Origin of the sequence: Brevundimonas alba (genome assembly GCF_011927945.1) — a bacterium.
Classification (GTDB): Bacteria; Pseudomonadota; Alphaproteobacteria; order Caulobacterales; family Caulobacteraceae; genus Brevundimonas; species Brevundimonas alba.
Map to the genome: position 1 here is coordinate 1,396,390 of NZ_JAATJM010000001.1, position 25,125 is coordinate 1,421,514.

Annotated in this window: 23 protein-coding genes and 2 tRNA genes; 17 read left to right on the plus strand and 8 right to left on the minus strand. The window is 68.8% G+C overall.

The window, feature by feature from the left end:
* Positions 1-17: 17 nt before the first annotated feature.
* Positions 18-968, minus strand: a complete 951-nt coding sequence (locus GGQ87_RS06935) for a cation diffusion facilitator family transporter (protein ID WP_168045956.1) — start codon at positions 966-968, stop codon at positions 18-20.
* Positions 969-1,090: 122 nt separating this feature from the next.
* Between GGQ87_RS06935 and GGQ87_RS06940 the strand changes: the two genes are divergently transcribed.
* Both GGQ87_RS06940 and GGQ87_RS06945 read left to right on the plus strand, forming a co-directional pair.
* The gene (locus GGQ87_RS06940; RefSeq protein WP_245161426.1) at positions 1,091-2,275 is read left to right on the plus strand and encodes a citrate/2-methylcitrate synthase; all 1,185 of its coding nucleotides are present in this window, start codon (positions 1,091-1,093) and stop codon (positions 2,273-2,275) included.
* A 27-nt stretch (positions 2,276-2,302) separates the two neighbouring features.
* Positions 2,303-3,106 (plus strand): undecaprenyl-diphosphate phosphatase, encoded by an 804-nt coding sequence (locus tag GGQ87_RS06945; protein ID WP_168045960.1) that lies wholly within the window; start codon positions 2,303-2,305, stop codon positions 3,104-3,106.
* Between the two features lie 4 nt (positions 3,107-3,110).
* On the opposite strand, the gene GGQ87_RS06950 is transcribed toward GGQ87_RS06945, so the two are convergent.
* Positions 3,111-4,103, minus strand: coding sequence for a complex I NDUFA9 subunit family protein (locus GGQ87_RS06950; protein WP_168045962.1), 993 nt, complete (start codon positions 4,101-4,103; stop codon positions 3,111-3,113).
* Between the two features lie 172 nt (positions 4,104-4,275).
* Here GGQ87_RS06950 and GGQ87_RS06955 point away from each other — a divergent pair.
* From GGQ87_RS06955 to lptB, 5 genes are all read left to right on the plus strand, one after another.
* A tRNA-Leu gene (locus tag GGQ87_RS06955) sits at positions 4,276-4,362 on the plus strand.
* 114 nt (positions 4,363-4,476) lie between these two features.
* Positions 4,477-5,091, plus strand: coding sequence for a ribonuclease D (locus GGQ87_RS06960; protein ID WP_168045964.1), 615 nt, complete (start codon positions 4,477-4,479; stop codon positions 5,089-5,091).
* Positions 5,091-5,747 carry an LPS export ABC transporter periplasmic protein LptC gene (gene lptC, locus GGQ87_RS06965; RefSeq protein WP_168045966.1) on the plus strand — a complete coding sequence of 219 codons (657 nt, stop codon included), beginning with the start codon at positions 5,091-5,093 and terminating at the stop codon, positions 5,745-5,747. The genes GGQ87_RS06960 and lptC overlap by 1 nt, the downstream gene beginning before the upstream one ends.
* Positions 5,748-5,749: 2 nt before the next feature.
* A complete protein-coding gene (locus tag GGQ87_RS06970) occupies positions 5,750-6,226 on the plus strand; it encodes an LptA/OstA family protein (RefSeq protein ID WP_245161427.1) in 477 nt (158 codons plus the stop codon).
* A gap of 20 nt (positions 6,227-6,246) precedes the next feature.
* The gene (lptB, locus tag GGQ87_RS06975; RefSeq protein ID WP_342448318.1) at positions 6,247-7,038 is read left to right on the plus strand and encodes an LPS export ABC transporter ATP-binding protein; all 792 of its coding nucleotides are present in this window, start codon (positions 6,247-6,249) and stop codon (positions 7,036-7,038) included.
* Positions 7,039-7,041: 3 nt separating this feature from the next.
* Here the strand turns inward: lptB and GGQ87_RS06980 are convergent, their stop codons facing one another.
* Positions 7,042-7,812, minus strand: coding sequence for a DUF805 domain-containing protein (locus GGQ87_RS06980; protein WP_168045970.1), 771 nt, complete (start codon positions 7,810-7,812; stop codon positions 7,042-7,044).
* 163 nt (positions 7,813-7,975) lie between these two features.
* Here GGQ87_RS06980 and rpoN point away from each other — a divergent pair, with 163 nt between their 5' ends.
* The 3 genes from rpoN (at position 7,976) to ptsN (ending at position 10,763) form a co-directional block, all read left to right on the plus strand.
* Complete coding sequence (gene rpoN, locus GGQ87_RS06985; RefSeq protein WP_168047390.1) at positions 7,976-9,490, plus strand: RNA polymerase factor sigma-54; 1,515 nt, start codon at positions 7,976-7,978, stop codon at positions 9,488-9,490.
* A 62-nt stretch (positions 9,491-9,552) separates the two neighbouring features.
* Positions 9,553-10,218, plus strand: coding sequence for a ribosome hibernation-promoting factor, HPF/YfiA family (gene hpf / locus GGQ87_RS06990; RefSeq protein ID WP_168045972.1), 666 nt, complete (start codon positions 9,553-9,555; stop codon positions 10,216-10,218).
* A 77-nt stretch (positions 10,219-10,295) separates the two neighbouring features.
* A complete protein-coding gene (gene ptsN, locus GGQ87_RS06995; protein WP_168045974.1) occupies positions 10,296-10,763 on the plus strand; it encodes a PTS IIA-like nitrogen regulatory protein PtsN in 468 nt (155 codons plus the stop codon).
* A 35-nt stretch (positions 10,764-10,798) separates the two neighbouring features.
* Here ptsN and GGQ87_RS07000 read toward each other — a convergent pair whose 3' ends face one another.
* The 5 genes from GGQ87_RS07000 to GGQ87_RS07020 all read right to left on the minus strand — a co-directional run bounded on the left by GGQ87_RS07000 (position 10,799) and on the right by GGQ87_RS07020 (position 14,644).
* A complete protein-coding gene (locus GGQ87_RS07000) occupies positions 10,799-11,056 on the minus strand; it encodes a DUF1150 family protein (RefSeq protein ID WP_168045976.1) in 258 nt (85 codons plus the stop codon).
* Between the two features lie 88 nt (positions 11,057-11,144).
* Positions 11,145-11,564 (minus strand): Hsp20 family protein, encoded by a 420-nt coding sequence (locus GGQ87_RS07005; protein WP_168045978.1) that lies wholly within the window; start codon positions 11,562-11,564, stop codon positions 11,145-11,147.
* Positions 11,565-11,680: 116 nt separating this feature from the next.
* The gene (locus tag GGQ87_RS07010; protein WP_168045980.1) at positions 11,681-13,771 is read right to left on the minus strand and encodes a M13 family metallopeptidase; all 2,091 of its coding nucleotides are present in this window, start codon (positions 13,769-13,771) and stop codon (positions 11,681-11,683) included.
* A 168-nt stretch (positions 13,772-13,939) separates the two neighbouring features.
* A tRNA-Ala gene (locus GGQ87_RS07015) sits at positions 13,940-14,015 on the minus strand.
* 152 nt (positions 14,016-14,167) lie between these two features.
* Positions 14,168-14,644: a TIGR02300 family protein gene (locus tag GGQ87_RS07020; protein ID WP_168045982.1), complete on the minus strand. Its 477-nt coding sequence runs from the start codon at positions 14,642-14,644 to the stop codon at positions 14,168-14,170.
* Positions 14,645-14,769: 125 nt separating this feature from the next.
* Between GGQ87_RS07020 and aroA the strand changes: the two genes are divergently transcribed.
* The 7 genes from aroA to GGQ87_RS07055 all read left to right on the plus strand — a co-directional run bounded on the left by aroA (position 14,770) and on the right by GGQ87_RS07055 (position 25,089).
* Positions 14,770-16,071 carry a 3-phosphoshikimate 1-carboxyvinyltransferase gene (gene aroA, locus GGQ87_RS07025; RefSeq protein WP_280644128.1) on the plus strand — a complete coding sequence of 434 codons (1,302 nt, stop codon included), beginning with the start codon at positions 14,770-14,772 and terminating at the stop codon, positions 16,069-16,071.
* Positions 16,068-16,718 (plus strand): (d)CMP kinase, encoded by a 651-nt coding sequence (cmk, locus tag GGQ87_RS07030; protein ID WP_168045984.1) that lies wholly within the window; start codon positions 16,068-16,070, stop codon positions 16,716-16,718. The genes aroA and cmk overlap by 4 nt, the downstream gene beginning before the upstream one ends.
* A 155-nt stretch (positions 16,719-16,873) precedes the next feature.
* Entirely contained in the window at positions 16,874-18,583 is a 1,710-nt protein-coding gene (gene rpsA / locus GGQ87_RS07035) for a 30S ribosomal protein S1 (RefSeq protein WP_168045986.1), read from the plus strand.
* Between the two features lie 213 nt (positions 18,584-18,796).
* Positions 18,797-19,084: an integration host factor subunit beta gene (locus GGQ87_RS07040; protein ID WP_168045988.1), complete on the plus strand. Its 288-nt coding sequence runs from the start codon at positions 18,797-18,799 to the stop codon at positions 19,082-19,084.
* The gene (gene mscL, locus GGQ87_RS07045) at positions 19,084-19,512 is read left to right on the plus strand and encodes a large-conductance mechanosensitive channel protein MscL (RefSeq protein WP_168045990.1); all 429 of its coding nucleotides are present in this window, start codon (positions 19,084-19,086) and stop codon (positions 19,510-19,512) included. The genes GGQ87_RS07040 and mscL overlap by 1 nt, the downstream gene beginning before the upstream one ends.
* 298 nt (positions 19,513-19,810) lie before the next feature.
* Positions 19,811-20,845: an OmpA family protein gene (locus tag GGQ87_RS07050; RefSeq protein ID WP_245161428.1), complete on the plus strand. Its 1,035-nt coding sequence runs from the start codon at positions 19,811-19,813 to the stop codon at positions 20,843-20,845.
* Positions 20,846-21,198: 353 nt separating this feature from the next.
* Entirely contained in the window at positions 21,199-25,089 is a 3,891-nt protein-coding gene (locus GGQ87_RS07055; protein ID WP_168045993.1) for a tail fiber protein, read from the plus strand.
* Positions 25,090-25,125: the final 36 nt, after the last annotated feature.

Here is a 25,125-nt window from a genome sequence, read left to right on the forward strand (position 1 = left end):
GGCGCGGCGCCTGACGGTTATTTCCGTTTGGCGGCGGCCTTGGGTGGCGTGACCGGAACCGAGGTCATTGTCGGAGCCGGCGTCACCGGACCTCGCGGATCGGGATGGATCAGGATGTCGGCGCGCGGGAAGGCCTCCAGTATGCGCGTCTCCGCCCCGACCACGATGGCGTGGGCCTGTTCCAGCGTCAGGCTCGGCTCCATGTCGACGTGCATCTGGATCATCATGACCGGGCCCGCCATCCGGCTGCGCAGCTGGTGCACGCCGGTGATGCGAGGGTCGGCGAGGACGGCGGTGGTGATGGCGATGCGATCGGCGTCCGACACTGCCCGATCGAGCAGATGATCCGCCGCGTCCTTCAGCAGCCCCAACGCCCCCCAGAACAACCAGACCCCCACGATCAGCCCCGCCGCCGCGTCCAGTCCGGGCGCGGCCAGAAAGGCGGCCGAGGCCACCCCGATCAGCACGACGACGTTCGAGGCGAGGTCGGCGGCGTAATGGGCCCGATCCGCCTTCACCGCCATGGAATCGCTGCGCCGGATGGCCCGGTCCTGCATCCACACCAGCCACCCCGTCAGGGCGATGGAGATAAGCATGACCATGACGGCCCAGTAGCCGGAGCTCACCGCGCGAGGGTCGAAGATGCGCTGCACCGCCTCCCAGCCGATGAAGAGGGCCGAGGCGAAGATCAGGCCCGCCTGCACGAGCGCGGCCATGGCCTCACCCTTGCCGTGGCCGTAGCGATGCTCGGCGTCGGGCGGCGCGGCGGCCCAGCGCACGGCGAAGAAGGTGGTCAGCGACGCCGCCAGATCGAGCGCGGAATCGGCCAACGAGGCGAGGATCGACACGGAGCCCGACGCGCCGAGGGCGAAGGCCTTCAGCGCGATCAGCACCACCGCCACGCCGACGGACAGGCGGGTTATGTCGCGGGTGGCCATATTCGCGTCGTCAACGTCGGTCGTGGTCATCGCCGCCTTGTCGCGGAAAGCGTCGGCGGCGCCAAGCGTCCCGCGTTAGCGGCATCGTCACGAAATGGCCCCATGCTGCGCGCCGCATGGACCTTGGGGTCCATCAGGCCCCTGGAGGCGACATGCAGTCGGCAGAGACGGCATCGCAGGCCGGCCGCTGGATCGGACGCGGCGAGGCTCTGGCCCGGTTGGGGGTCAAGGCCCAGACGCTCTACGCCTATGTCAGCCGCGGTCGCATCGCCGCCCGGCCCGACCCCGACGATTCCCGCCGCAGCCTCTACGCCGTCGCCGACATCGTCCGCCTCAGCGGCGACGAACCCGCCGCGGGCGAGATCGGCCAGTGGCTGCCCCCTCCCGAGGAGATGGAGGCTGCGGAGCCGGAGCTGCGCTCCTCCGTCTCGGTCACGGCGCGGGGACGGCTGTTCTACCGCGGCATGGACGCCGCCCAGCTCGCCGAGTCGGCGACGCTGGAAGAGGTTGCGCGCCTGATCTGGGACGCCCGCCCGGCCAATCCTTTCGCCGAGGTGCGGCCCCGCGTCGGCTCGACGCCGGGCCCCTCCGCCCGCGGCCGGCTGTTCTCGGCCCTTGCGCGGCGGACCGACGAGGACGCGGAACTCAAGGACCGGTCGCCCGAGGCCCTGCGCATCGAATGCGCCCGGGTGCTCGATGAAGCGGTCGATGCGGTCGCAGGTCCCGGCCCCCGCCTGTTCCTGCATCAGCGCCTCGCCCGCGCGTGGAAGGTGCAGGAGCGGGACGCCCATCTGATCCGCCGCGCCCTCGTCCTCGCAGCCGACGCGGGGCTTGACGCTCCGGCGCTCGCCGCCCGGGCGGCCGCGGACGGCGGCGCCTGTCCGGCCGGCGCGGCTCTGGCCGGGCTGGCGACGCTCAGCGGATCTCCGGCCATTGTCGATCTGTCCCGCGCCTCGGCCTGGGTCGTGGCCGTCCGCCGGCAGGCCGCCGACGCCGCCCGCCGCGCGCACGAGGCCGGCTCCCTGACGGGTTTCGGCGATCCCGACTGGCCGCAGGGCGACCCGCGCGGCGCCGCCCTGCTGCAAGCCGTCGACCTGCCCGACGACATGGCCCGCGCCATGCGTGAGGGACGGGAGATGACCGGTCGCGCCCCAACCTTCGGCCTGGCGCTCGTCGCGGTGGCTCGCCGGCTGGAGCTGCCGCGCGACGCCGCCGCCGACCTGCTGATGGTCGGACGCCTTGCCGGCCTTCTGGCGCATGCGCTGGATCAGATGACGAACGGCTCGCCTATCCGGGCGCGCCTGCGCTATGTGGGTCCGGAACCGGGCGCGAACTGATCCGCCCGGGCCTTATCGGGGGCGCGGATGGCGGACTGGCTGGCGGCGATCATTCTGGGTCTGGTCGAGGGACTGACCGAGTTCATTCCGGTGTCCTCGACGGGCCACCTGCTGCTGGCCAAACAGGCCCTCGGCCTCGCCGACGAGTCCTGGGACACCTTCATCGTCATGATCCAGCTCGGCGCCATCCTCGCGGTGGTCGCCCTCTATTTCCAGCGCCTGTGGAAGGTGCTGATCGGCCTGCCCGGCAAGGACCCCGCCGCCCGCCGCTTCGCCCTGTCGGTGCTGCTGGCCTTCATCCCGTCCGCCATCGTCGGCCTGCTGTTCCACGACTTCATCAAGGACGTGCTGTTCAACACCACCATCGTCTGCATCACCCTGATCGTCGGCGGTTTCGGCCTGATCGCGGCGGAGCGCTGGGCGCCCGCGCCGAAGGAGCACGACGCCATGACCTTCTCGTGGAAGACGGCCCTGGGCGTCGGCCTGTTCCAGTGCCTTTCGATCATCCCCGGCGTCTCGCGCAGCGGCGCCACCATCGTCGGCGGCCTTCTGCTGGGCGTGGAGAAGCGGGCGGCGGCGGAGTTCTCGTTCTTCCTCGCCATCCCGACCATGGTCGCGGCCTTCGGCCTGGATTTCTGGGAAAGCCGTGACCTGATCACCGCCGACGTCGCCGGCATCATCGCCATCGGCTTCGTCGTGTCCTTCATCAGCGGACTGTTCATCGTCCGCTTCCTGATCGACTTCGTCGGCCGCTACGGCTTCGCCCCGTTCGCGGCCTGGCGCATCCTGATCGGAACCCTCGGCCTGCTCGGCATGTCGCTCTACGCCTGAGCCGTCAGGCCTGAACGGTAGACGCCATGTCGGTCGGCCGCTCCGAGAACTGCCCGCCGCGCCGGTAGCGCCACAGGTATGACGGCGCGATGGCCTCGATGCCGGTCGGCTCGATGCCCAGTTCGGCCAGACCTTCCGCGCCCTCGGCAACGACATTGTCGGTCTTCAGCAGCTCGACTTGATCACGGGTCAGCACCGGCGCGATGCCGACGAGGCTGGTCAGCTGCGCCAGGCCGCCGATCGCGCGGGCCGCGAAGAAGGGCAGGGGGATCAGGCCGTTGCTGCGCCGCGTCTCGCGCAACACCAGCTTCAGCACGTCCTCGAAGGTCATCACTGCCGGACCGCCCAGTTCGAAGGTCCGGCCCGCCGCCGCCGGCTCCTCGACCGCCCGGACGATGGCCGCCGAGACGTCGCCGACATAGACCGGCTGGAAGCGGGTGCTCCCTCCGCCGATCAGCGGCAGGGCCGGGGCCATGCTCGCCATGCCGGCGAACCGGTTCAGGAAGCTGTCGCCGGCGCCGAACACGATCGAGGGGCGAACGATGACGGCATCGGGCTTGGCTTCGCGCACGGCCATTTCGCCGGCGGCCTTGGTCACCGCGTATTTCGATTCGCTTTCCGGGTTCGCACCGATCGCCGACATATGCACCAGCCGGCCGACGCGGGCGGCGGCACAGCCGACGGCGATGTTTCGGGCGGCCTCGACGTGCATCGCCTCGAACGACCGCTTGCCCGACTCGTACAGCACGCCGATCAGGTTGATAGCGGCGTCCGCGCCCATCAGGGCCGCCTCGACCTGCGCCGGGTCGGTCGCGTCACAGCGCACCGCCTGCATCTGGCCTACATGACCCGAGGTCTGCAGCTTGTAGGCCCGGTCCGGCCGGCGCACCGCCACCCGGATCCGCCAGCCGCGGCGCGCCAGATCCCGCACCACCTGGCTGCCGACAAAACCCGAACCGCCGAAGACGGTGATCAGGCCGGGCGCAGCTTCGCTCATGACAGACTCCAAAGGCGGGCGGCCGGCGCGAACCGGCCTCGGCGCGGGGATTAGACGATGGCCACCATGGCTGCAACGCAAACAGGACAAAAGCCTGTTGACCCGCCGTAGGGGCTGCCTTAAGGGTCCGCGCCTTCCGGACGGGAACGCGCGAAAGCGGGAACTGGTCTGGGCCCAGATGGCGGAATTGGTAGACGCGCTGGCTTCAGGTGCCAGTGATCGAAAGGTCGTGGAGGTTCGAGTCCTCTTCTGGGCACCATATTTTTGAGACGGCGTCGCATCCCTGATGCGGCGCCGTTTCTTTTTGGCCCTATCGCCTCGCGCGTCCCGAGAGGCTAGTTGAGGGGCTGATGACCTTGCCGAGACCGACCGCATGACCGTGCATTTCCACGAAGGCGACCTTCCGGACGGCCTCGACCTCGGCCCGGAGGTCGCGATCGATTCCGAGACCATGGGCCTGCGTTTCCGCCGCGATCCGCTGTGCGTGGTTCAGCTATCGGCCGGTGATGGCGACGCTCACGTCGTGCGCATGGCCCGGCCCGGCTACGACTGCCCGAACCTGAAGCGCCTGCTGGCCGATCCGGCGGTGCTGAAACTGTTCCACTTCGGCCGTTTCGACATCGGCATGTTCCAGCTGCACCTCGGCGTCGAGACCCGCCCGGTCTACTGCACCAAGATCGCTTCCAAGCTGGCCCGCACCTACACCGACCGGCACGGTCTCAAGGACGTCGTCCGCGAACTGGCCGGCGTCGACCTGTCCAAGGCCCAGCAGAGCTCCGACTGGGGTGCGGAGACCCTGACCCCGGCCCAGCTGGAATACGCCGCCTCCGACGTCCTTCATCTCCACGCGGTCAAGGCCCGCCTCGACGAGATGCTGGAGCGCGAGGGCCGCGCCGAACTGGCCCGCAAATGCTTCGACTTCCTGCCCACCCGGTCCGCCCTGGACCTCGCGGGCTGGGACGAGATGGACATCTTCGCGCACACCTGATGACCGATCCCGCCGACCTTCGCGATCAGGCGGACGAGGCCCGCATCGCCGCCACGGCCCGGGCCTTCCGCGCCCGTTCGCGGCGGGTTCAGCTGCTGCGCCGGGTTCTCCCCGTGGCGATCATCGTCCTGGCGGGCGGCACCATCAGCTGGATCGTGCTGCGCAGCGTCATCTCCGATGTCGAGCGCAAGGCCGGGGCGACGCGGGAGGTCACCCTCGAAAAATCCCGCTTCCTCGGCCAGGACGCCCAGGGCCGCAGCTTCGTCATCGGCTTCGAGCGCGCGGTGCGCGACGCCGACACCGGCCGCTTCCGCCTTGTCGGCCCCGCGCTCCGCCTCAATCTCGGCGGCCGAAAGGTCACCACCCTGACGGCCGACGGCGGCGTCTATGACGAGGCTTCCAAGAGCGTCACCATCGGGCCGAACGTCCGTATTTCCGACGGGGGCTCAGGTTTCACCCTCGTCACGCCCGAGGCAGTGGTGAACACCTCGACCGGCGTCGTGACCGGTTCGAAGGGCGTTCAGGGCTCCGGCCCCCTTGGAACCATCAACGCATCGTCCTATGCCATCTATGAACAGGGCGAACGGGTCGTGTTCAGCGGCTCCGGTGATAACAAGGTGCGCGGGACCATCAACGCCGCGAGGTCGGACGGATGAGCATGACCAGAACCCTGACGACGGCGGCGATCGCCCTGGCCCTCGCCGCCCTTCCCACCATCGGCGGGGCGCAGAGCTTCCAGGCCGGTCAGCCCATCATGTGGGGCGCCGACGAGGTGTCACGCACGACCACGGCCCTGTCGCTGCGCGGACGCGCCGAACTGACCCAGGGCGACAGCCGCATCCGCGCCGATCGCGTCGAGGGCGTGATCGCCAACGGCGGGCTCAGCCGCGTCGAGGCGACCGGCAACGTCTATTTCGTCACGCCCGAGCAGACGATCCGCGGCGACCGCGCCGTCTATACGCCCTCCAACGACACCATCGTCCTGACCGGTGACGTGATCCTGACCCAAGGCGAAAACGTCATGACCGGCGGCCGCCTGACCTACAACACCCGCACCGAGGCCGCCGAGATGGACGGGGGCGGCCAAAACGGCCGTGTGCAGGGCGTCTTCTATCCCGAACGCAGCGGGACCTGAGCCCCGGCTCGGACGACAGCGTGGCCCGCAAGGAACTCTCCGCACTCAACGTTCATGACGCCGCCGCCGAGGCGGTGGCAGAAGCCCCGCGCGCGACCGGCCTCAGGGTGCAGAACATCGCCCGCGCCTTCGGCCAGCGGCAGGTCGTGCGCGACGTCTCCGTGCACGTCGAGCGTGGTCAGGTGGCGGGCCTCCTCGGCCCCAACGGCGCCGGCAAGACGACCTGCTTCTACATGATCACCGGCTTGATCCCGCCCGACAGCGGCACGATCTGGCTCGATGGCGAGGACATCACCGCCCAGCCGATGTACCAGCGCGCCCGCATGGGGCTCGGCTATCTGGCGCAGGAGGCTTCGATCTTCCGCGGCATGACGGTCGAGCAGAATGTCCGCGCCGTCGTCGAACTGCACCACACCGGGCGCCAGACCATCGCCGACGAGACCACCCGCCTGCTGGAAGAGCTCCGCATCGACCACCTGCGCCATGCGCCGGCTGCGGGCCTGTCCGGCGGCGAGCGCCGGCGCTGCGAGATCGCCCGCGCCCTGGCCGGCCGCCCGTCGTTCATGCTGCTCGACGAACCCTTCGCCGGCATCGACCCCCTCGCCATCGCCGACATCCGTCAGGTCATCCGCTATCTCGCCGGGCAGGGGATCGGGGTGCTGATCACCGACCACAATGTCCGCGAGACGCTGGAGATCATCGACCACGCCTCCATCATCTCGGGCGGCGCCGTCCTGTTCGAGGGCAAGGCCGAGGACGTCATCCGCGACCCGGAAGTCCGCCGTGTCTATCTCGGCGACATGTACGGCTGAGGCTCAGGCGCCCCGCCGGCCGAACGGCCGCGCCGGAGCGATCCCCGCATCCCACGACGGTTGCCTCGGCTCGGGCGCGGGCTCCGGCTGCCGCGTCGGTCCCGGCCCGAAGTCAAACACGGGCGCGTAGGATGAGGCCTGCGCAGCCGGGGCCTCGTGGCCGCCGCCCCGCGCCCGCTTCGCCTCCTCGAACAGCTCTTCCAGGCGGCGCTCGTCATAGACGCTGGAGGTCGTCCGGTCCGGAGCCGGCGCATCGGGATTGCGCGGGTCGGGTCCGAACCGGTTGGGCCCCTGCGTGCCCGGCAGCACGGTCATGACCATCAGCCCCAGGCTGCAGGCGCCCGCGATCAGGATGATCAGCATGCTCTGGCTGAAGGCCTGCACGAAGATCGCCGCCGCCTCGGATTCCGCCACCCCGGCGTTGATGCGGCGGAAGGCGCCGGCCATGTTCTGACCCGCCAGGAAGGGCCACAGCGCACCGGGCAGCATCAACAGCATCCACCAGGCGGTCTGCCCGATGTCGTGCAGACGCCGGGCCAGAACGGCCAGATAGGGCACGAACAGCACCGTACTGGCCAGTCCGTACAGGCCCAGCCACTTCATGAAATTCCCGAAGGCCACGCCGGGGTTCTGCGGATTGTCCAGCGAGCCGATCGCCATCGCCAGGCATCCGCCGACGACCACCCCCTGGAACAGCACGAACAGCCAGTATTCGGCGCGTCGCGCGCGGCCGCGGAATACGGCGTAGCGAAGCAGCGGGCGGAACATCAGCATGGCGATCCCCATGGTGGCGACGCCGTCAGTGTGACCGACGAATTGTGAAGGGAGGCCCAACCGCGATGGTTAAGCGCGGCGCTTAGAAGCCGTTAACCGCTTCGGCCACAAGGTGGCCGCCAGCAAGTTTCGGGCCAACCGGTCCGGCTGGGGGTTTTCGAAGGTGCTCGGACAAAGGCTGGAGATACGGCAGGGGCAGGGGCTCGTCATTACCCCCCAGCTGCAGCAGGCGATCAAGCTGCTGCAGCTGTCCAACCTCGAGCTGGACGCCTTCGTCGAGGCCGAGCTCGAGAAGAACCCCCTGCTCCAGCGCGAGGACGCCGAGCCGGCGGGCGACGCCGACGCCCCCGCGGTCGAAAGCCACGACGCCGCCGAGATGAGCTTCGACGAAGGTCGGGTCCAGGACGCCGACCGCGCCCTCGACGCCCGCTCCGACGACGTCTACGGCGACGCCAGCCCGGGCGAGCGCACCTCCGACCGGATGGAGGACGTCGGAACCGGCGAGGCCCAGCCCGGTCTCAACGACTGGTCACGCGCCGGCTCCGGCGGCGGCCTGCCCGACGGCGAAGGCCGCGAGCAACCGGACACCCGCGAGGCCACCCTGTGGGAGCATCTGCAGGCCCAGGCCTCGCAGGCCGGCTTCAGCCCCGCCGACCACGCCATCGCCCTGTCCCTGATCGACGGCGTCGACGAGGGCGGCTATCTGCGCGGCGACCTGAACGAGGTCGCCGACCGGCTCGGCGTGGCGCTGGAGCGTGTCGAGGCCGTGCTGACCACCTGCCACGGCTTCGAGCCGACCGGCATCATGGCCCGCTCGGTGCCGGAATGCCTCAAGCTGCAGCTGGTCGAGCGCAACCGCTTCGATCCGGCCATGGAATGCCTGCTCGACAACCTCGACCTGCTGGCCAAGCGAGACCTCACCGCGCTGAAGAAGGCCTGCGGCGTCGACGGCGAGGACATGGCCGAGATGATCGCCGAACTGAAGGCTCTGACCCCGCGTCCCGGCGCAGGCTTCGGCGGCGAGCCGGCCCAGACCGTCATCCCTGATGTCCACGTCCGCCCCGACCCGGCAGGTGGCTGGAAGGTCGAGCTGAACGCTGACACCCTGCCGCGCCTGATCATGGACAAGCGCTATCACGGCGTCGTCGCGGCGGGTGCGCGGTCCGATACCGAAAAGACCTTCGTCGCGGAATGCGCCGCCCAGGCCAGCTGGCTGGTCAAGTCGCTGGACCAACGGGCGAAGACCATCCTCAAGGTCTCGTCCGAGATCGTGCGCCAGCAGGACGCTTTCCTCGCCTTCGGTGTCGAGTTCCTGCGCCCGCTGAACCTCAAGACCGTGGCCGACGCTATCGGCATGCACGAGTCGACCGTCAGCCGCGTCACCTCGAACAAATACGTCTCCACGCCGCGGGGCGTGTTCGAGCTGAAATTCTTCTTCACGGCCGCCATCCAGTCGTCCGACGGCGGCGCGACCCACTCGGCCGAGGCGGTCCGTCACCGCATCAAGGCCATGATCGACGGCGAGGCGCGCGATGGCGACGTTTTGTCCGACGACCGCATCGTCGAGATCCTTAACGAGGCCGGCATCGATATCGCCCGCCGAACCGTCGCCAAATACCGGGAAGCGCTGCGCATTCCCTCGTCCGTCCAGCGCAAGCGGATGCTGAAGGCCGGCTGAAGCTCCACCACATTTCGGTGATCGGCGTTGACACCAAACGCCTTCGGTCGCGTTCTACTCCCATGCAAATCCAGGTCAGCGGTAAGCACGTGGATGTCGGCGAAGCGTTAGGCTCCCGCATCTCCCAGGAACTCCAGGACGGGATCGGCAAATACTTCGAACGAGGGGCCCAGGACGCCGAGGTGATCGTCGCCAAGGAGGGTCACAGCTTCAAGGTTGATTGCTGGGTCCGTCTGGCTTCGGGCCAGGTGGTCTTCACCTCGGGCCTGGGCGGCGACGCCCATTCGGCCTTCACCGAAAGCCTCGAAAAGCTCGAGAAGCGGGTGCGTCGCTACAAGCGCCGGCTCAAGGATCACCACATCGGTCCCAAGGGCCTGTCGCCCGAGAAGACCGAGATGGCCGCCCGCGAGGTCGCCCGCAGCATCGTGCTGCGCGACCCGGACTCGGTCGAGGATGCGGATTTCGGCGAGGCTGGCGCGCCTGACGAGCCCCCGCCCGTCGGCATGGTCATCGCCGAGACCGAGGCGGAGATCCGCACGGTCACCGTCGGCCGCGCCGTGCTCGAGCTCGACATGACCGGCTATCCGGTCGTCGTCTTCCGCAATGCGGCCCACGGCGGCCTGTCCGTCGTCTACCGCCGTCCGGACGGCAACGTCGGCTGGATCGACCCCGAGCGGACCACCAGATCGCTCAACGGACACGGTTCGGTAAACGGTGGCTCGTCATAGTGCTTCCCACAAAGAGGCGGGTCGTCTAAACGGCGCCCGCCCGTCGGGAATGATCGGGTAGAGTCGGGATCAGCGTCATGGATATCGGGGATTTGCTGGCGGAGGGCGGAGTCGTCCTGCGCAGCGGCGCGTCGTCCAAGCGGCAGGCGCTGCACACCGTGGCTGAGGCCGCGGCGCAGACGCTTGGCCTGCCCGAAGCCCGGATCATGGAGGCGCTGCTGGAGCGCGAGGCCTTGGGCTCGACGGGCCTTGGCTCGGGCGTCGCCGTGCCCCACGCCCGCCTCGAAGGCGTCGATCAGGTGACCGCCGTCTTCGTGCGGCTGGATACGCCCGTGGCCTATGGCGCCGTGGACGACCGTCCGGTGGATCTGATCTTCGCCCTGTTCGCTCCGCCCCGCGACGGCGCCGAGCATCTGCGCGCCTTGGCCGCCGTTTCCCGCGCCCTGCGTTCGGCCGAGATGCGCGAACACCTGCGTCAGGCGCGTACCGTCGACGCCATCCGCGCCCTGTTCGTCAAGGACAAGGCCCCCGCTACCGCGGCCTAAAAGGCAGCGGTGCGAAGCGCGTTAGCGCCCTTCGTTTAATGCACCGAAACCGGCTCCAACTCGTGCGCCACCGCGGCGGCGAAGGCCGTCTCGCGGTCCATCATCACGGCCAGCCGCTCGCCGTCGGCGCCGTGCACCGCATAGAGGGTTGTCTCGGGATCGATCGACAGCCCCTTCACCTCGGGGAGGGGCGCATCTTCCAGAATATCGGCGGCGCGGATCTCGCGCACATAGACCAGGTCGGGCGCTCCGAGCCCCCGCAGGTCTTCCTTGGTCATCATCGTCGGCGTCATTGCGACCGCCTCCTTACTCTCGACTAACGCCCCGAAGGGCCGTGTGGTTCGGCCCCGAATGCGGCGGCCGTTAAAAACGACGCCCGGGTCAGGCCGTCGTGATGGGGATTCTGCGGATCGTCGGCAGGTCTTCCGGCCGGCTCAGTTCGACGTGCAGCAGCCCGTGCTCCAGCCTCGCCTGATCGACCTCCAGCCCGTCCGCCAGCACGAAGCTGCGGACGAAGCCGCGTCCGGCGATACCGCGATGCAGGAAGGCCTGCTCGCCCTTGCCGGCGTCCTCCCGCTTGCCCGCGATGGTCAGCTGCCGGCCTTCCAGCGTCACCGCCAGATCGTCGGGTCCAAAACCCGCGACCGCCAGGGTGATGCGCACCGAATGCTCGCCCAGTTGTTCGACGTTGTACGGCGGATAGCTGTCCGCCGCCGCCCGCGCGGCCCGGTCGATCAGGGCGCGGGTATGGTCGAAGCCCAGCAGGAAGGGGCTGTCGAATAGAATGGTGCGTGTCGTCATCTGGCCCTCGCGAAAGCGACCGGACCCTCCTCCGCCCCCCGATATCGGCAGGGCGCCGGGTCCAGCTTCCAGATGGGACTTCGGGCCTCCGGAATCAACGCCGGCGGCCCGTCAGGTCACCAGATCTCGACGCGGTCGGCAGGCGCCAGATACATGCCCTGGCCCGGCCGCACGCCGAAGGCGTCGTACCAGGCGTCGAGGTTGCGCACCGTGGCCGCGCGGTAGCGTCCCGGCGAGTGGCCGTTGGTCAGGATCTGGTTGCGCTCGGCGGCCTCGCGCGTATTGACGCGATAGTTCTGGGCGAAGCCGAGGAAGAAGCGCTGGTCGCCGGTGAACCCGTCGATCACCGGCGCCGGACGCCCGCCCAGCGAGCGGTGGTAGGCGTCGAGCGCCGCGCTGACGCCCGCGACGTCGGCGATGTTCTCGCCCAGCGTCAGCTCGCCGTTCAGCGCCAGATCGGGGTAGGGCCGGTAGGTGTTGTACTGCTCGACCAGCTTCTGGCCGTTGGCCTCGAAGCGGGCGAAGTCGGCCGGCGTCCACCAGTTGGTCAGCTTGCCGTTGACGTCGAACAGGGCGCCCGAGTTGTCGAAGCCGTGGCTGATCTCATGGCCGATCACCGCGCCGATGGCGCCGTAGTTGACGGCCGGGTCGGCGTTCAGATCGAAGAACGGCGGCTCCAGGATGGCGGCCGGAAACTGGATGGAGTTCTGCGACGGCGCGTTCAGGGCGTTGACCGTCTGCGGCACCATGAACCACTCGCCCCGGTCCACCGGCCCGTGCAGCTTGGCGATGTTGCGCTGGTATTCCCACAGACCGGCGCGCTCGGCGTTGCCCAGCGCATCGTCACGGCGGATTTCGAGGGCCGAATAGTCCTTCCAACGGTCTGGATAGCCGACGCTGACGGTCATGGCCGCCAACTTGGCGCGCGCCTGCGCCTTGGTCGCGGGGGTCATCCAGTCGAGCGCCGCGATGCGGGCGTCGAAGGCCGCCTTGATGTTCTGGACCATGTTCTGCACCTCGGCCTTGGCCTCGGGCGAGAAGTGGCGCTCGACATACATCTGGCCGACCGCGTCGCCGAGCGCTCCGTTGGTCGAGGCCACGGCCCGCTTCCAGCGGTCTGACTGGGCCGACGCCCCGGTCAGCGCCGTGCCGTGGAACGAGAAGCGCTGGTCGACAAAGGCTTTCGACAGGAAGGGCGCCGCGCGGTTGACGGCGTGATAGGTCAGATAGTCCTTCCACACGTCCAGCGACTCCGAACCGACGAGCGCCGCCAGTCCGGTGATCGCCTCCGGCTGCCACACCTTGATCATGTCCTGATCGGCCAGCCGCGAGGCGTCGAAGAAGGCGTTCCAGTCCATGCCGGGGGCGCGTGTGGCGAACTCGGCGCGCCGCCAGCTGTTGTTGCCCTTCGCCATGTCGCCGGTCGCCGTGGCGTCCCAGTGGCTGCGGGCGATGGCGGTCTCCAGCGCCAGGACGCCCCGCGCCCGCCGCTCGCCGTCAGACACGCCCGCCAGCGTCAGCATGGCCGCGACGTGCCGCAGATAGGTCTCGCGCAGTTGCACCGATCGCGGGCTGTCGGACAGATAATAATCCCGGTCGGGCATCCCGAGACCGCCCTGCATCAGATAGGCGGCGTAGCGGTCCGGGTGGTCGAAGTCCTGCGCCACCCACAGGCCCAGCGGCCGCTCCGTATAGGTATTGGTCGCGTTGATCGCGTCCACGTCTGCCCGCATCGTCGCGCCGATCTCGCGGCTCAGCGCCGCGCGGCTGTCGACCGCGGCGATCCGCGCCAGCGCCGGCCTCAGCGGCGTCGCCCCCAAGCGCTCGATGGCGGCCTCGTCCATATAGGCGGTGAAATAGTCGCCGACCTTGCGCGGCGACTCGCCCTCGGCCTGCCCGGCGGCCGCGGCGCGGATCAGCTCCACATTCCGCTCGTTGGCGCGGTCATTGAGGATGTCGAAGGTGCTCAGGCGCGACTTGTCCGCCGGGATCTGGGTCCGCGCCGCCCATCCGCCGTTGGCGTAGTCGTAGAACTCGTCGCCCGGCGCCACCGACGTATCCATGCCGGAGACATCGAAGCCGAACGAGCCGTAGAGCGGCCGGCTTGACGCCGCCGGAGCGTCGCCCGGAGCAGACGGCATCGAGACGGCGCAGCCGCTGGCGAACAGCACGGCGGCGGCGGAAAGCAGGAGATGGCGACGGATCATCGGATGGCCTTTCGGAGTCCTCTGGACCTCGGCGCCGCTGGGGCCCGCCGGTCCGACGGGGCGCATATGGCCACAGCTTCCGCCGCCGCCACAGGGCCCAAAGATGAGGAATCCGTAATATTGCGCCAGATATGGCGAAGGCCCCGCGGGTGTCCCGCGGGGCCTTCATGGTGGAGCTTAGCGGAGTCGAACCGCTGACCTCTTGCATGCCATGCAAGCGCTCTACCAACTGAGCTAAAGCCCCGAACCGTTTCCGGTCGGCTCGTCGGGGGAAAACCGCCCCCCGGCGAGGCGGCGGAACCTATGTCAGGGTCTGACGGCGATCAACCCCGGTCCCGCCATTTATTTTCGGTCCGTCCGGAGCCGCTCGCGGCGGCCCCGGACGACCCGGAAATCCTAGTCTTCGTCCTTGCCCGGCTTGACGATGTCGTCGTCGAAGGCGTCATCGTCCTCGTCCTCGATGAAGGGCACGGAGTCGTCGTCATCGTCGTCGGCCAGCACGTCGTCGTCATCGCCTGCTTCGCCCATGCCGGGCTCTTCGGTCGGATCGACGGGCGTCTCGTCGTCGTCGTCGTCCGGAGTCAGGATCGGCTCGTGGCCTTCCTCGTCGATCTCCGGCGTGGCGACGGCTTCTTCCTCGTCCTCGTCGTCACCGGCGGCCTTCTTCTCGACCTGATCCTCGGCGTCCTCGTCGGGGGTCTCGTCAGCGGCGTAGCCGGCCGGACGGCCGCGGCGGTTGCGCAGCTTCAGCGCCTCTTCCGGGTCGAAGTCGGTCGCGCATTTGGGGCAGTGGGCCGGGCGGCGGCCCAGGTCGTAGAATTTGGCCTGGCAGTTCGGGCAGACCTGCTTTTGGCCCAGTTCGGGATTGGCCACGGGGGCGCCTCTCTCGGTGGGGGGAATTCGGGCGCGTCCCTTGCCACCCCTGAGGGCCGCTGTCAAAAGCCATCTCCGCGCCGCCTGCACGCTTCGGAGATCGCCGGGTGACGACCCCCTCCCATCTGACCGCCCGCCGCGCCTCCGCCCTGACCGGCGTGGTGAGCGCACCGGGCGACAAGAGCATGTCGCACCGCGCCCTGATCCTCGGCGCCATGGCGACCGGCGTGACGGACATCGACGGCTTGCTCGAGGGTGACGATGTCCTCGCCACCGCCCGCGCGGTCGAGGCCTTCGGCGCCGGCGTCGAGCGTCTGGGTCAGGGCCGCTGGCGCGTCACCGGCCATGGCGGCTTCCGCCAGCCCGCCGGTGTCATCGACTGCGGCAACGCAGGCACCGGCGTCCGCCTGCTGATGGGCGCCGCGGCCGGCTATCCGATAACCGTCACCTTCGACGGCGACGCCTCCCTGCGGAAGCGGCCGATGAAGCGCGTCACGGGCCCACTGGCCCGGATGGGCGCGCGGTTCGAATGGCTCGGCGAGGAAGACCGCCTTCCCCTGACCCTCACCGGCGGCGGCCTCTCGGCCATCGACCATGTCCAGAGCGTCGCCTCAGCCCAGATCAAGTCGGCCATACTGCTCGCCGGCCTCAATGCGAACGGCGTCACCACCGTCGCGGAGCCAGAGCCCAGCCGCGACCACACCGAGCGCATGCTCTGCGCCTTCGGAGCCGAGGTCGGCGTCCTGCCCGACGGCGCCGGCTGGCGGGTCACCCTCACCGGCGGCCAGCCTCTGACCGCCACCCCCGTCTCCGTTCCCGGCGACCCGTCCTCCGCCGCCTTCCCGCTTGCCGCCGCCCTGATCATTCCCGGCTCGCAAGTCACGGTGGAGAGCGTCATGCTCAACCCCCTGCGCACCGGCCTGTTCGAGACCTGGCGCGAGATGGGCGCAGACCTGACCGTCGCCAACCGCCGCATGGCCGGCGGTGAGGAGGTCGGCGACGTCACCGCCCGCCACTCCGCCCTCACAGGCGTGGTCGTTCCGCCCGACCGCGCCGCCTCGATGATCGACGAATACCCGATCCTCGCCGCAACGGCCGCCTTCGCATCCGGCGCCACCGTCATGCGCGGCATCGGCGAGATGCGGGTCAAGGAAAGCGACCGCATCGCCCTCATGGCCGCCGGGCTGCAGGCCTGCGGCGTCGCCGTCGAGGAGGAGCCCGAAGGCTTCACCGTCACCGGCGGTCCCGTTCGCGGAGGCGCAACCGTCATCACCCATGGCGACCACCGCATAGCCATGAGCCATCTGATCCTCGGCCTCGCCGCCGCCGAACAGGTCACCGTCGACGAGCCCGGCATGATCGCCACCAGCTTCCCCGGCTTCGTCGAGTTGATGCGCGGCCTCGGCGGGGATATCGCCTCCGCATGAGCGCCGCCCTGATCATCGCCGTCGACGGACCCGCCGCCTCGGGCAAGGGCACCATCGCCGCGCGTCTGGCGGCGGAGTACGGCCTGCCGTTCCTCGACACCGGCCTGCTGTACCGTGCGGTCGGCGTCGGCGTGCTCGACGCCGGGGGCTCCCTCGACGACGAGGCGGCGGCGGAGGCCGTCGCCCGCGCCCTCGACGCCAGCCACCTCAGCGACACCGAACGCCTGACCAGCCGCGAGGCCGGCGAGGCCGCAAGCCGCGTCGCCGGATACACCGGCGTCCGCGCGGCCCTACTCCAATTTCAGAAAGCCTTCGCCCTCCAGCCCGGCGGCGCCGTCCTCGACGGCCGCGACATCGGCACGGTCATCGCCCCCGAGGCCCAGGCCAAGCTGTTCGTCACCGCCACGCCTGAGGTCCGCGCCACGCGCCGCTGGCGGCAGTTGACCGGCCGGGGCGAGGTCATCGCCTACGAGGACATGCTGGCCGACATCGTCCGCCGCGACGAGCGCGACGCCGGCCGCGGCGCGGCGCCCATGATCCAGGCCGAAGACGCCGTCTTGCTGGATACGACCGATATGGATATAGAGGCCGCCTTCGATGCGGCCCGCCGTATCGTCGAGGCGGCGCGCGTCCGACATGGTCTCTAGGGGCCCTGGGACAAATCCAACGCTCCCATCCTCGGCTTCCGCGGGCGTCCTGGCTTCATCTGCCTCGTATCCCGACGACCTGATCTCACTTTCAAACTCACCTCGCGCGGGGCCGTCCGGTCACGCGCCACAACCGTTAGAAACCCCAACCCTGCATGACCGATACCCAAAGCTTCTCCCCCTCGCGTGACGACTTCGCCGCGCTGCTCGACGAAACCCTTCAGGGCCGTGACCTCGGCGAAGGCCAGGTCGTCCACGGCCGCGTCGTCGGCATGGAAAAGGACATCCTGATCATCGACGTCGGTCTGAAGACCGAAGGCCGCATCCCCGCCCGCGAATTCGGCATCGGCGAAGGCGCCGTCATCCCGAAGGTCGGCGACAACGTCGAAGTCTACCTCGAGCGCGTCGAGAACGCCTTGGGTGAAGCGGTCATCAGCCGCGACAAGGCTCGCCGCGAAGAAGCCTGGACCCGTCTGGAAGTCGTCTTCGCCGACGGCCAACCGGTCAACGGCACCATCGTCGGCCGCGTCAAGGGCGGCTTCACCGTCGACCTCGGCGGCGCCTCGGCCTTCCTGCCGGGCTCGCAGGTCGACATCCGTCCGGTGCGCGACGTCGCCCCGCTGATGGGCAAGGAACAGCCCTTCGCCATCCTCAAGATGGACCGTCCGCGCGGCAACATCGTCGTCTCGCGTCGCGCCATCCTGGAAGAAGCCCGCGCCGAACAGCGCACCGAGCTGGTCGGCCAGCTGCAAGAGGGTGAAGTCCGCGAAGGCGTGGTCAAGAACATCACCGACTACGGCGCGTTCGTGGATCTGGGCGGCATCGACGGCCTGCTGCACGTCACCGACATGTCGTGGAAGCGCGTCTCGCACCCGTCGCAGGTCCTCGCCGTCGGCGACACCGTCAAGGTCCAGATCGTCAAGATCAACCCGGACACCCAGCGCATCTCGCTCGGCATGAAGCAGCTTCAGGCCGACCCGTGGGACGGCGTGGAAGCCAAGTATCCGGTCGGCGCCAAGATGTCGGGCCGCATCACCAACATCACCGACTACGGCGCGTTTGTTGAGCTGGAAGCCGGCGTTGAAGGCCTGGTCCACGTCTCGGAAATGTCCTGGACCAAGAAGAACGTCCACCCCGGCAAGATCGTCTCGACCTCGCAGGAAGTCGACGTGGTCGTGCTGGATGTCGACGCCTCCAAGCGCCGCATCTCGCTGGGCCTGAAGCAGGCGCAGGACAATCCGTGGGACGCCTTCGTCGCCAACAATCCGATCGGCTCGACCGTCGAGGGCGAAGTCAAGAACGCCACCGAGTTCGGCCTCTTCATCGGCCTGGACAACGACATCGACGGCATGGTCCACCTGTCGGACCTCGACTGGAACGTCTCGGGCGAGGAAGCCATCCAGCGCTACCGCAAGGGCGAAACCGTCAAGGCCAAGGTGCTGGACGTCGACGTCGAGAAGGAACGCGTCTCGCTGGGCATCAAGCAGCTCGGCGGCGATCCGATGGAAGGCGACACCTTCAAGAAGGGTCAGCAGGTCACGGTCACGGTGACGGCGGTGGAAACCGGCGGCATCGAGGTCAAGTTCGGTGAAGACGACGCTCCGGCGACCGCCTTCATCCGCAAGTCCGACCTGTCCCGCGACCGCAACGAGCAGCGCACCGAGCGCTTCTCGGTCGGCGACCGCGTCGACGCCATGGTCACCGGCATCGACAAGGCCTCGCGCCGCGTCTCGGTGTCGATCAAGGCGCTGGAAATGAAGGATGAGGCCGCGGCCATCGAACAGTTCGGCTCCTCGGACTCGGGCGCCTCGCTGGGCGACATCCTCGGCGCCGCCCTGCGCGAGAAGGCCGGTTCCAAGGAGTAGGTCTTCGCTGCAGAGCGAATGAACAGGGGCGGCCGGAGCGATCCGGCCGCCCTTTTTCATGCCCGCGCAGGCAAGGTAAACGTCCAATAACCGACATTTACAGCGCTCGGGCCTTTTGCCGTCGGCAGGCGGACGCTAGGGTGGGGATTGCATTCGAACCGCGGATGCACCCGTATGAGCCCTGAGAAGGGCGTTGGAGGGCGGGGGCCTGACATGATCAAATCCGAGCTGATCGAAAAGCTGGCGGCCGAGAACACCCATTTGACCCATGCGGAGGTCGAACGGGTGGTCAACATCGTGCTGGGCCGGATGGTCGAGGCGCTCGGTGACGGCGGCCGCGTCGAGCTGCGCGGCTTCGGCGCCTTCTCCGTCCGCAGCCGCCCCGCCCGGGCCGGCCGCAACCCGCGCACGGGCGAGACCGTCGACGTACCCGCCAAGGCCGTGCCCTTCTTCAAGAGCGGCAAGGAACTGCGCGAGCGGCTGAACGCCACCGACGCCTGATGGGCCTGCTTACCGAATTCAAGGAATTCGCCGCCCGCGGCAACGTCGTCGACCTCGCCGTCGGCGTCATCATCGGCGCTTCCTTCGGCAAGATCGTCACCAGCCTGGTCGATCAGGTCATCATGCCGCCCGTCGGCCTGCTGTTGGGCAGCGTCGACTTCTCACGCCTCCAGTGGGTGCTGAAGCCCGAGGATCCCGCCACCGAGGCCGTCGAAAAGGTCGCCATCCAGTACGGCGCCTTCATCAACACCCTGATCCAGTTCCTGATCGTCGCCTTCGTGGTCTTCCTGCTGGTCAAGGGCATCAACCGCCTCCGCCGCGCCGAAGCCGCCGCTCCGGAAGCCGCGCCGGCCGCGCCGACCCCGACCGAAGCCCTCCTCGCCGAAATCCGCGACGAGCTGAAGGCCCGGCGGCAGGACCTCGCATAAGGCTGACAGGCATTGCCCAAGCGCCTTCCGGCGCGCTGCATCCGGCTGCTGACGAAGCGCTTCTGCGCAAACGCCATCGTCAGCTCACCGCGCGAACCTCACGTTTAGCCATGCAACTGCGGAAGCCGGATCGACCCGCCGTTCTCCGGCAGACCGGCCTGTTGCTTTTGCGCCACAGTAACGTGACGGGGTGTCTCCGCATCGAAAAACGATGCAACCCCTTTCCAGCTTGGCCATTGATCCACGGCTCGCGGGTGTCGTTCCCGCGATTGAGGGATAGAGAATGAAGAAGCAATTGATGGCCGGAGCTGCGCTCCTGGCTTTGTTCGGCGCCACCCCGGCGCTGGCTGATCCGGATGGCGTCTATGTCGCCGGCGACCTGGGCTACCACTGGCCCCAGGAAAACGAATGGGAAGCCTGCACGGGGATCGTCTGCGCTCCGGTGGACGTCAGGGCTGGTGAAGACTGGGCCGGCTTCGGCCGTCTGGGTTACCGCCTGAACTCCAACTGGCGCATCGAGGCCGAGGCCGGCTATCGTGAGAGCAACGAGGTCGAGCTGGACGGTCTGACCGTGTCGGACGTCGATGCGAGCACCAGCACGCTGATGGCCAACGTGCTGTATGACTTCGGCAACCGCGACGCCTCGTTCCGTCCGTTCCTGGGCGCGGGTGTCGGCGGCGCCAAGGTCGAGTTCGAAGACATCGACGACACCACCTGGGGCTGGCAGCTGCTGGCCGGCGCCGCCTGGCGCCTCAGCGAGCGCGCCAGCGTGGACCTGACCTACCGCTATCTGAACGTTTCCGATCTGGAACTGACGGATGGCGTCGACAGCCTGTCGGGCGACTTCGAAGATCACTCGCTCAGCCTGGGCCTGCGCTACTCGTTCGGCGCCGTGGCGGCTCCGCCGCCCCCGCCGGTCGTGGCCCCTCCGCCCCCGCCGCCGCCCGTCACGCCTCCGCCCCCGCCGCCGGCTCCGCCGCGCCCGGTGGCCCCGGCTGACCGCGAGTTCGTGGTCTACTTCGACTGGGACCGTTCGGACCTCACGGCCGAAGCCCAATCGGTGGTTACGCAGGCCGCCAACTACGCCAAGTCGGGTCGTCCGACGCGCATCCTGATCGTCGGCCACGCCGACACCTCGGGTTCGGCCGCCTACAACGTCGGCCTGTCGAACCGCCGCGCCCGCACCGTCGCGGATGCGCTGGTATCGCAGGGCGTCAACGGCGGCGCGATCTCGCTGGACGGCAAGGGTGAAACCGCTCTGGCCCGCCCGACCGCCGACGGCGTTCGCGAGCCTCTGAACCGCCGCGCCACCATCGGCATCAACTTCCGCTAGGAAGCGAAGCTGATCCGGATCCTCGGCCCCGATCGGGCCGAAGGACGGAAGGCCTAAAACAGAGCCGCCGGTCCTCCCACGAGGGCCGGCGGTCTTTTTTTCCCGACAGATCAGCCGGCCCGGCGAACTCTAAGGCCAAGTTCACCGCGCAGTTGAAATAACAGTGCGCGCTCAGCGAAGAGCGCGTAGGCTCCCGCTTGCCCGGCGTCGCCGGCTGACCGTCATCGAGCCTGTGATGTGAGCAGGCCGACCCTGGAGCCGCACTCATGTTGGCATTCCCCACACACCGCGGTGTTTCCGGCTCCCTGATCAATCAGGGCCAGGCAGACGGCCCGGCCTCTCCACCGAGCCCCATGGCCGCCTTGCAGGCCGGCGCGTCGCCCGGGCCCCTGGCGGCCTCGCCCCCGGTGGATCAGCCGTCGAACGGCTATCTCGAGGGCATCGCTTTCGGCAACACGGTCTCAAACCTGCAACCGTCGCTGGCGCTGATCCAGGTGATGCCGCTGTCTGGCTTTTATCCGCAACGCGACGGGCCGGACGGGTCCAGCTACGGGTTCCAGCTGGGCCAGGTCCGCACCACCGCGGGAAACTTCTCATTCGCCGAAAACACCGCCAACGGCGCGACCTTGGCCATCCAGCAACACACGGCCCTGTTCAGCATCCTGGGCGTCACCTACGGCGGCAACGGGGTCAACACCTTCCGCTTACCGGACCTCGGCGGCCTCCTGACGGTCGGCGCGGGCAACGGGCCCGGCCTGTCCAACTTCGAGCTGGGCGAGTTCTTCGGGTCCGTTGGGCACAACCTGGCGACTGCGAACATGCCCGCCGCGGCCGGCGGAGGCGGCCAGGCTTTCAGCAATTCGCAGGAGTCCCTCGCGCTGAGGTGGCTGATCGCCGTTGACGGCTATTTCCCGATCGAGGGCGGTGGCGGGACCGACGGCTCTGCCGACATGATGGGCGCGCTCAGCCAGTGGGCGGGCTATTTCGAGCCCGCTGGCTTCATGTACGCTGACGGCCGCGAGCTGCTGATATCGGACTGGCCGGCGCTCTACGCGATTATCGGCAAGGCCTATGGCGGCGACGGCATCACGACCTTCCGTATCCCGGATCTGCGGGGTCGTACGGCCGTGGGCGCGGACAACGACTCGCCTGTTGGGACTGTGACGGGCGCGGAGACCGTGCTTCTGAACACGGACAACCTGCCGACGGCGGCGGGTGGCGTCGGCGCGCCGATTTCCAACCTGCAACCGACGCTGGCCGTGACCTATCTGATCGCCACCACAGGCGCCTTCCCCAGCCGCGGCGATAGCGCCGATTCCGAAATCATGTATCTCGGCGAGGTGATCGCCTTCGCCGGCGACTTCACACCCGGCGGCTACATGGAGGCCAACGGCCAGCTGCTGTCGATCCAGAGCAACCAGGCCCTCTTCGCCCTGCTGGGGACAACGTACGGCGGAAATGGCGTGACCACCTTCGCCCTGCCGAACCTGAACGACCGGGCGGTGATGGGCACGGGCTACAATCCCGAGCTGGGCTACGTCGCGCAGGGGCAGGTTTGGGGAGCGGAGTCGACCACCCTCACCTCGGCCGACATCGTCAATATCGCCCCCACGATCGCCGGCCTTCAGACCGACGACACAGGTGTGGAACAGGTCTACGACCGCCTCGATCAATCGGTCGACATCCAGGACTACAACCTCGACGTCAGGGGCTACGGGGGGGCGACCCTCGCCATCGGCCGTCAGGGCGGCGCGAGCGCCGAGGACGCCTTCCGCATCGACGCGACCGGCGCCAGCTTCACCATCTCAGGCACTGACGCCAGCGGCGCGCTTCTTGTCGCGGGGGTAACGGTCGCCACCTACGCCCTGTCCGGCGGCGTGCTGACCATCACCTTCGCCAACGCGGCGACCTCGGCCCTGGTGGATTCGGTGGCCTCGCGGATCGCCTACGCCAACCAGAGTGATACGCCTCCCGCCAGCGTGACACTGGCCTATACCTTCCGGGACGGGAACCTGGGCGCCCAGGGCGCCGGCGGCGTAGGCGTTCATATCGGTACGACCGTCGTCGCCCTGACCGCTGTCAACGATGCGGCCGTCGCCCGGCCCGACGCGGTCTCGGGCGCCGAGGCGGCGACGATCAGCGGCAACGTCTTCAGCAACAACGGGTCGGGCGTCGACAGCGACGCCGAGGGCGATGCCTTCACGGTCACAGCGGTCAACGGCGTCGGCGCCAGTGTGGGAGTCCAGATTACCCTGCCCTCGGGCGCTCTGCTGACACTGAACGCGGACGGAACCTTCGCCTACGACCCCAACGGCGCCTTCGCCTTCGCGCCCGGGGCCGGCTCGGGGGCCTCGAACCCGCCGCCCACCGACAGCTTCACTTACACCCTTGCCGGCGGTGGGGTCTCGACGGTGACCGTTACGATCAACGGCCAGGATTCCGACGGCGACGTGCTGGTTGGAACCCCGGGGAACGACACCCTGGACGGCGGGAACGGCGTTGACACCGTGGACTACAGCGGCGCGTCCTCAGGGGTCTCCGCCCAGCTTAACGACACCATCGCGGCCAGGGACGGCGACGGCGGGTTCGACACCCTGGTCAACATCGAGAACCTGACGGGCTCGGCCTTCAACGACCTCCTGATCGGCTCGAACGGCGGCAATGTCCTGATTGGCGGCGCCGGCTCGGACATCCTGCTCGGACTGGGCGGCAATGACCGGCTGGTGGGCGGAACCGGCGCATCCAATCAGCTCCAGGGCGGACTGGGCGACGACACCTATGTGGTCGACGCCACCGACACCATCGTCGAGGCGGCGGGGCAGGGATACGACACCATCGAGACCAGCCGCCTCAACTACACGCTCAACGCCAACGTCGAGGCGCTGCGCTACACCGGCGGCGGAGCCTTCACCGGCCGCGGCAACGCTCTCGACAACCGCGTCGAGGGCGGCTCCGGCGATGATTTCCTGAGCGGCCGGGGGGGCGTGGACCTGCTGGACGGCAATACCGGCTCCGACACGGCGGACTACGGTCAGGCCGCCGGAGCGGTGACCGCCAGCCTGTTCGAAGGCGCCGCTTCCAATGACGGCGACGGCTCCACGGATACGCTCAGCGAGATCGAGAACATCCAGGGCTCGGCCTTCGGCGACCGTCTGACCGGCGATGGCTCGGTCAACCGGTTGACGGGCGGATCGGGCGACGACACCCTGGAAGGCCGCGGCGGCGCCGACCTCTTGTTTGGCGGCACTGGTTCGGACACCGCCTCCTACGCGCTCGCGGGCTCGGCCGTTCTGGTCCAGCTGGGCCTGAATACGGCGCACGACGGCGAAGGCGGGATCGACACCCTGAACGCCATCGAGAATGTCACCGGATCGGACTTCAACGACACCCTCTTCGGCGACGGCGCGGCCAATGTTCTCAGCGGCGGCCTCGGCGCGGACGTCCTGATCGGCCTGGACGGGAACGACACCCTGCGGGGTGGATCCGGCGCGGCCAACCAGCTTCAGGGCGGCGCGGGCGACGACCGTTACATCCTCGACGCCTCCGACACGATCGTCGAACTGGCCGGCGAAGGCGTCGACACGGTCGAGGCGCGGGTCGGCAGCTACACGCTCGGAAACAACGTCGAAAACCTGATCTACTCAGGCTCCGGCAAGTTCATCGGCGCGGGCAACGCCTTGAACAACGTCCTGACCGGCGGCGCCCTGAACGACATCTTCAGCGGCAAGGGCGGCAATGACACCATCAACGGCGGTCTCGGGACTGACGAGGTGCAGCTACGTGGCGTCGCGGCCAACTACACCATCACCGCCGAAGGCGCGGGCTACCGCATCGTCGACAACGTCGCGGGCCGCGACGGCTCGACCTTCGTCACCTCGGTCGAGGTGCTCAGGTTCTCCAACAACACCACCACCACCCTGGTCTATCCGCCGGCCGGCCCGGCGCCGCTCGAGCCGTCGGAGAAGGGAGCCGGCGCACAGGTCCTGCCCACCGTCCACGATGACGGCTTCGTCCTGCCCGCCATCGTCGACGACCAGCCTCTCGTCCTTCCGGGCGCCGAGGCCCTCAAGTTCATCGACGAGCCGCTGGTTCTGCCCGGAGCCGACGACACGGACCCGCTATTCCTCCCGGTCGACGCGCGGCTGGACAGCCATCACGCCTTCATCGGCGACTGGATGATCACCCTGGATCCGGACGGCCAGCTGGCCGGCCTGCCGGCCTATCGGGAGAACGGCTGGTTCTAGGCCCCGGAGCTTGAGCAGGGGCGGCGGCCCACCCTT

Excerpts from the sequence above, each read along its gene's own strand:
- GGQ87_RS06935 (WP_168045956.1), bottom strand. The coding sequence starts at position 968 with ATGACCACGACCGACGTTGACGACGCGAATATGGCCACCCGCGACATA.
- cmk (WP_168045984.1), top strand. The coding sequence starts at position 16,068 with ATGAGCGCCGCCCTGATCATCGCCGTCGACGGACCCGCCGCCTCGGGC.
- rpsA (WP_168045986.1), top strand. The coding sequence starts at position 16,874 with ATGACCGATACCCAAAGCTTCTCCCCCTCGCGTGACGACTTCGCCGCG.
- GGQ87_RS07000 (WP_168045976.1), bottom strand. The coding sequence starts at position 11,056 with ATGACGCCGACGATGATGACCAAGGAAGACCTGCGGGGGCTCGGAGCG.
- GGQ87_RS07040 (WP_168045988.1), top strand. The coding sequence starts at position 18,797 with ATGATCAAATCCGAGCTGATCGAAAAGCTGGCGGCCGAGAACACCCAT.
- mscL (WP_168045990.1), top strand. The coding sequence starts at position 19,084 with ATGGGCCTGCTTACCGAATTCAAGGAATTCGCCGCCCGCGGCAACGTC.
- GGQ87_RS07005 (WP_168045978.1), bottom strand. The coding sequence starts at position 11,564 with ATGACGACACGCACCATTCTATTCGACAGCCCCTTCCTGCTGGGCTTC.
- hpf (WP_168045972.1), top strand. The coding sequence starts at position 9,553 with ATGCAAATCCAGGTCAGCGGTAAGCACGTGGATGTCGGCGAAGCGTTA.
- GGQ87_RS06950 (WP_168045962.1), bottom strand. The coding sequence starts at position 4,103 with ATGAGCGAAGCTGCGCCCGGCCTGATCACCGTCTTCGGCGGTTCGGGT.
- GGQ87_RS06980 (WP_168045970.1), bottom strand. The coding sequence starts at position 7,812 with ATGCTGATGTTCCGCCCGCTGCTTCGCTACGCCGTATTCCGCGGCCGC.
- GGQ87_RS07050 (WP_245161428.1), top strand. The coding sequence starts at position 19,811 with ATGGCCGGAGCTGCGCTCCTGGCTTTGTTCGGCGCCACCCCGGCGCTG.
- GGQ87_RS06940 (WP_245161426.1), top strand. The coding sequence starts at position 1,091 with ATGCAGTCGGCAGAGACGGCATCGCAGGCCGGCCGCTGGATCGGACGC.
- GGQ87_RS06970 (WP_245161427.1), top strand. The coding sequence starts at position 5,750 with ATGACCAGAACCCTGACGACGGCGGCGATCGCCCTGGCCCTCGCCGCC.
- GGQ87_RS07055 (WP_168045993.1), top strand. The coding sequence starts at position 21,199 with ATGGCCGCCTTGCAGGCCGGCGCGTCGCCCGGGCCCCTGGCGGCCTCG.
- GGQ87_RS07010 (WP_168045980.1), bottom strand. The coding sequence starts at position 13,771 with ATGATCCGTCGCCATCTCCTGCTTTCCGCCGCCGCCGTGCTGTTCGCC.
- GGQ87_RS06945 (WP_168045960.1), top strand. The coding sequence starts at position 2,303 with ATGGCGGACTGGCTGGCGGCGATCATTCTGGGTCTGGTCGAGGGACTG.
- ptsN (WP_168045974.1), top strand. The coding sequence starts at position 10,296 with ATGGATATCGGGGATTTGCTGGCGGAGGGCGGAGTCGTCCTGCGCAGC.
- lptC (WP_168045966.1), top strand. The coding sequence starts at position 5,091 with ATGACCGATCCCGCCGACCTTCGCGATCAGGCGGACGAGGCCCGCATC.
- GGQ87_RS06960 (WP_168045964.1), top strand. The coding sequence starts at position 4,477 with ATGACCGTGCATTTCCACGAAGGCGACCTTCCGGACGGCCTCGACCTC.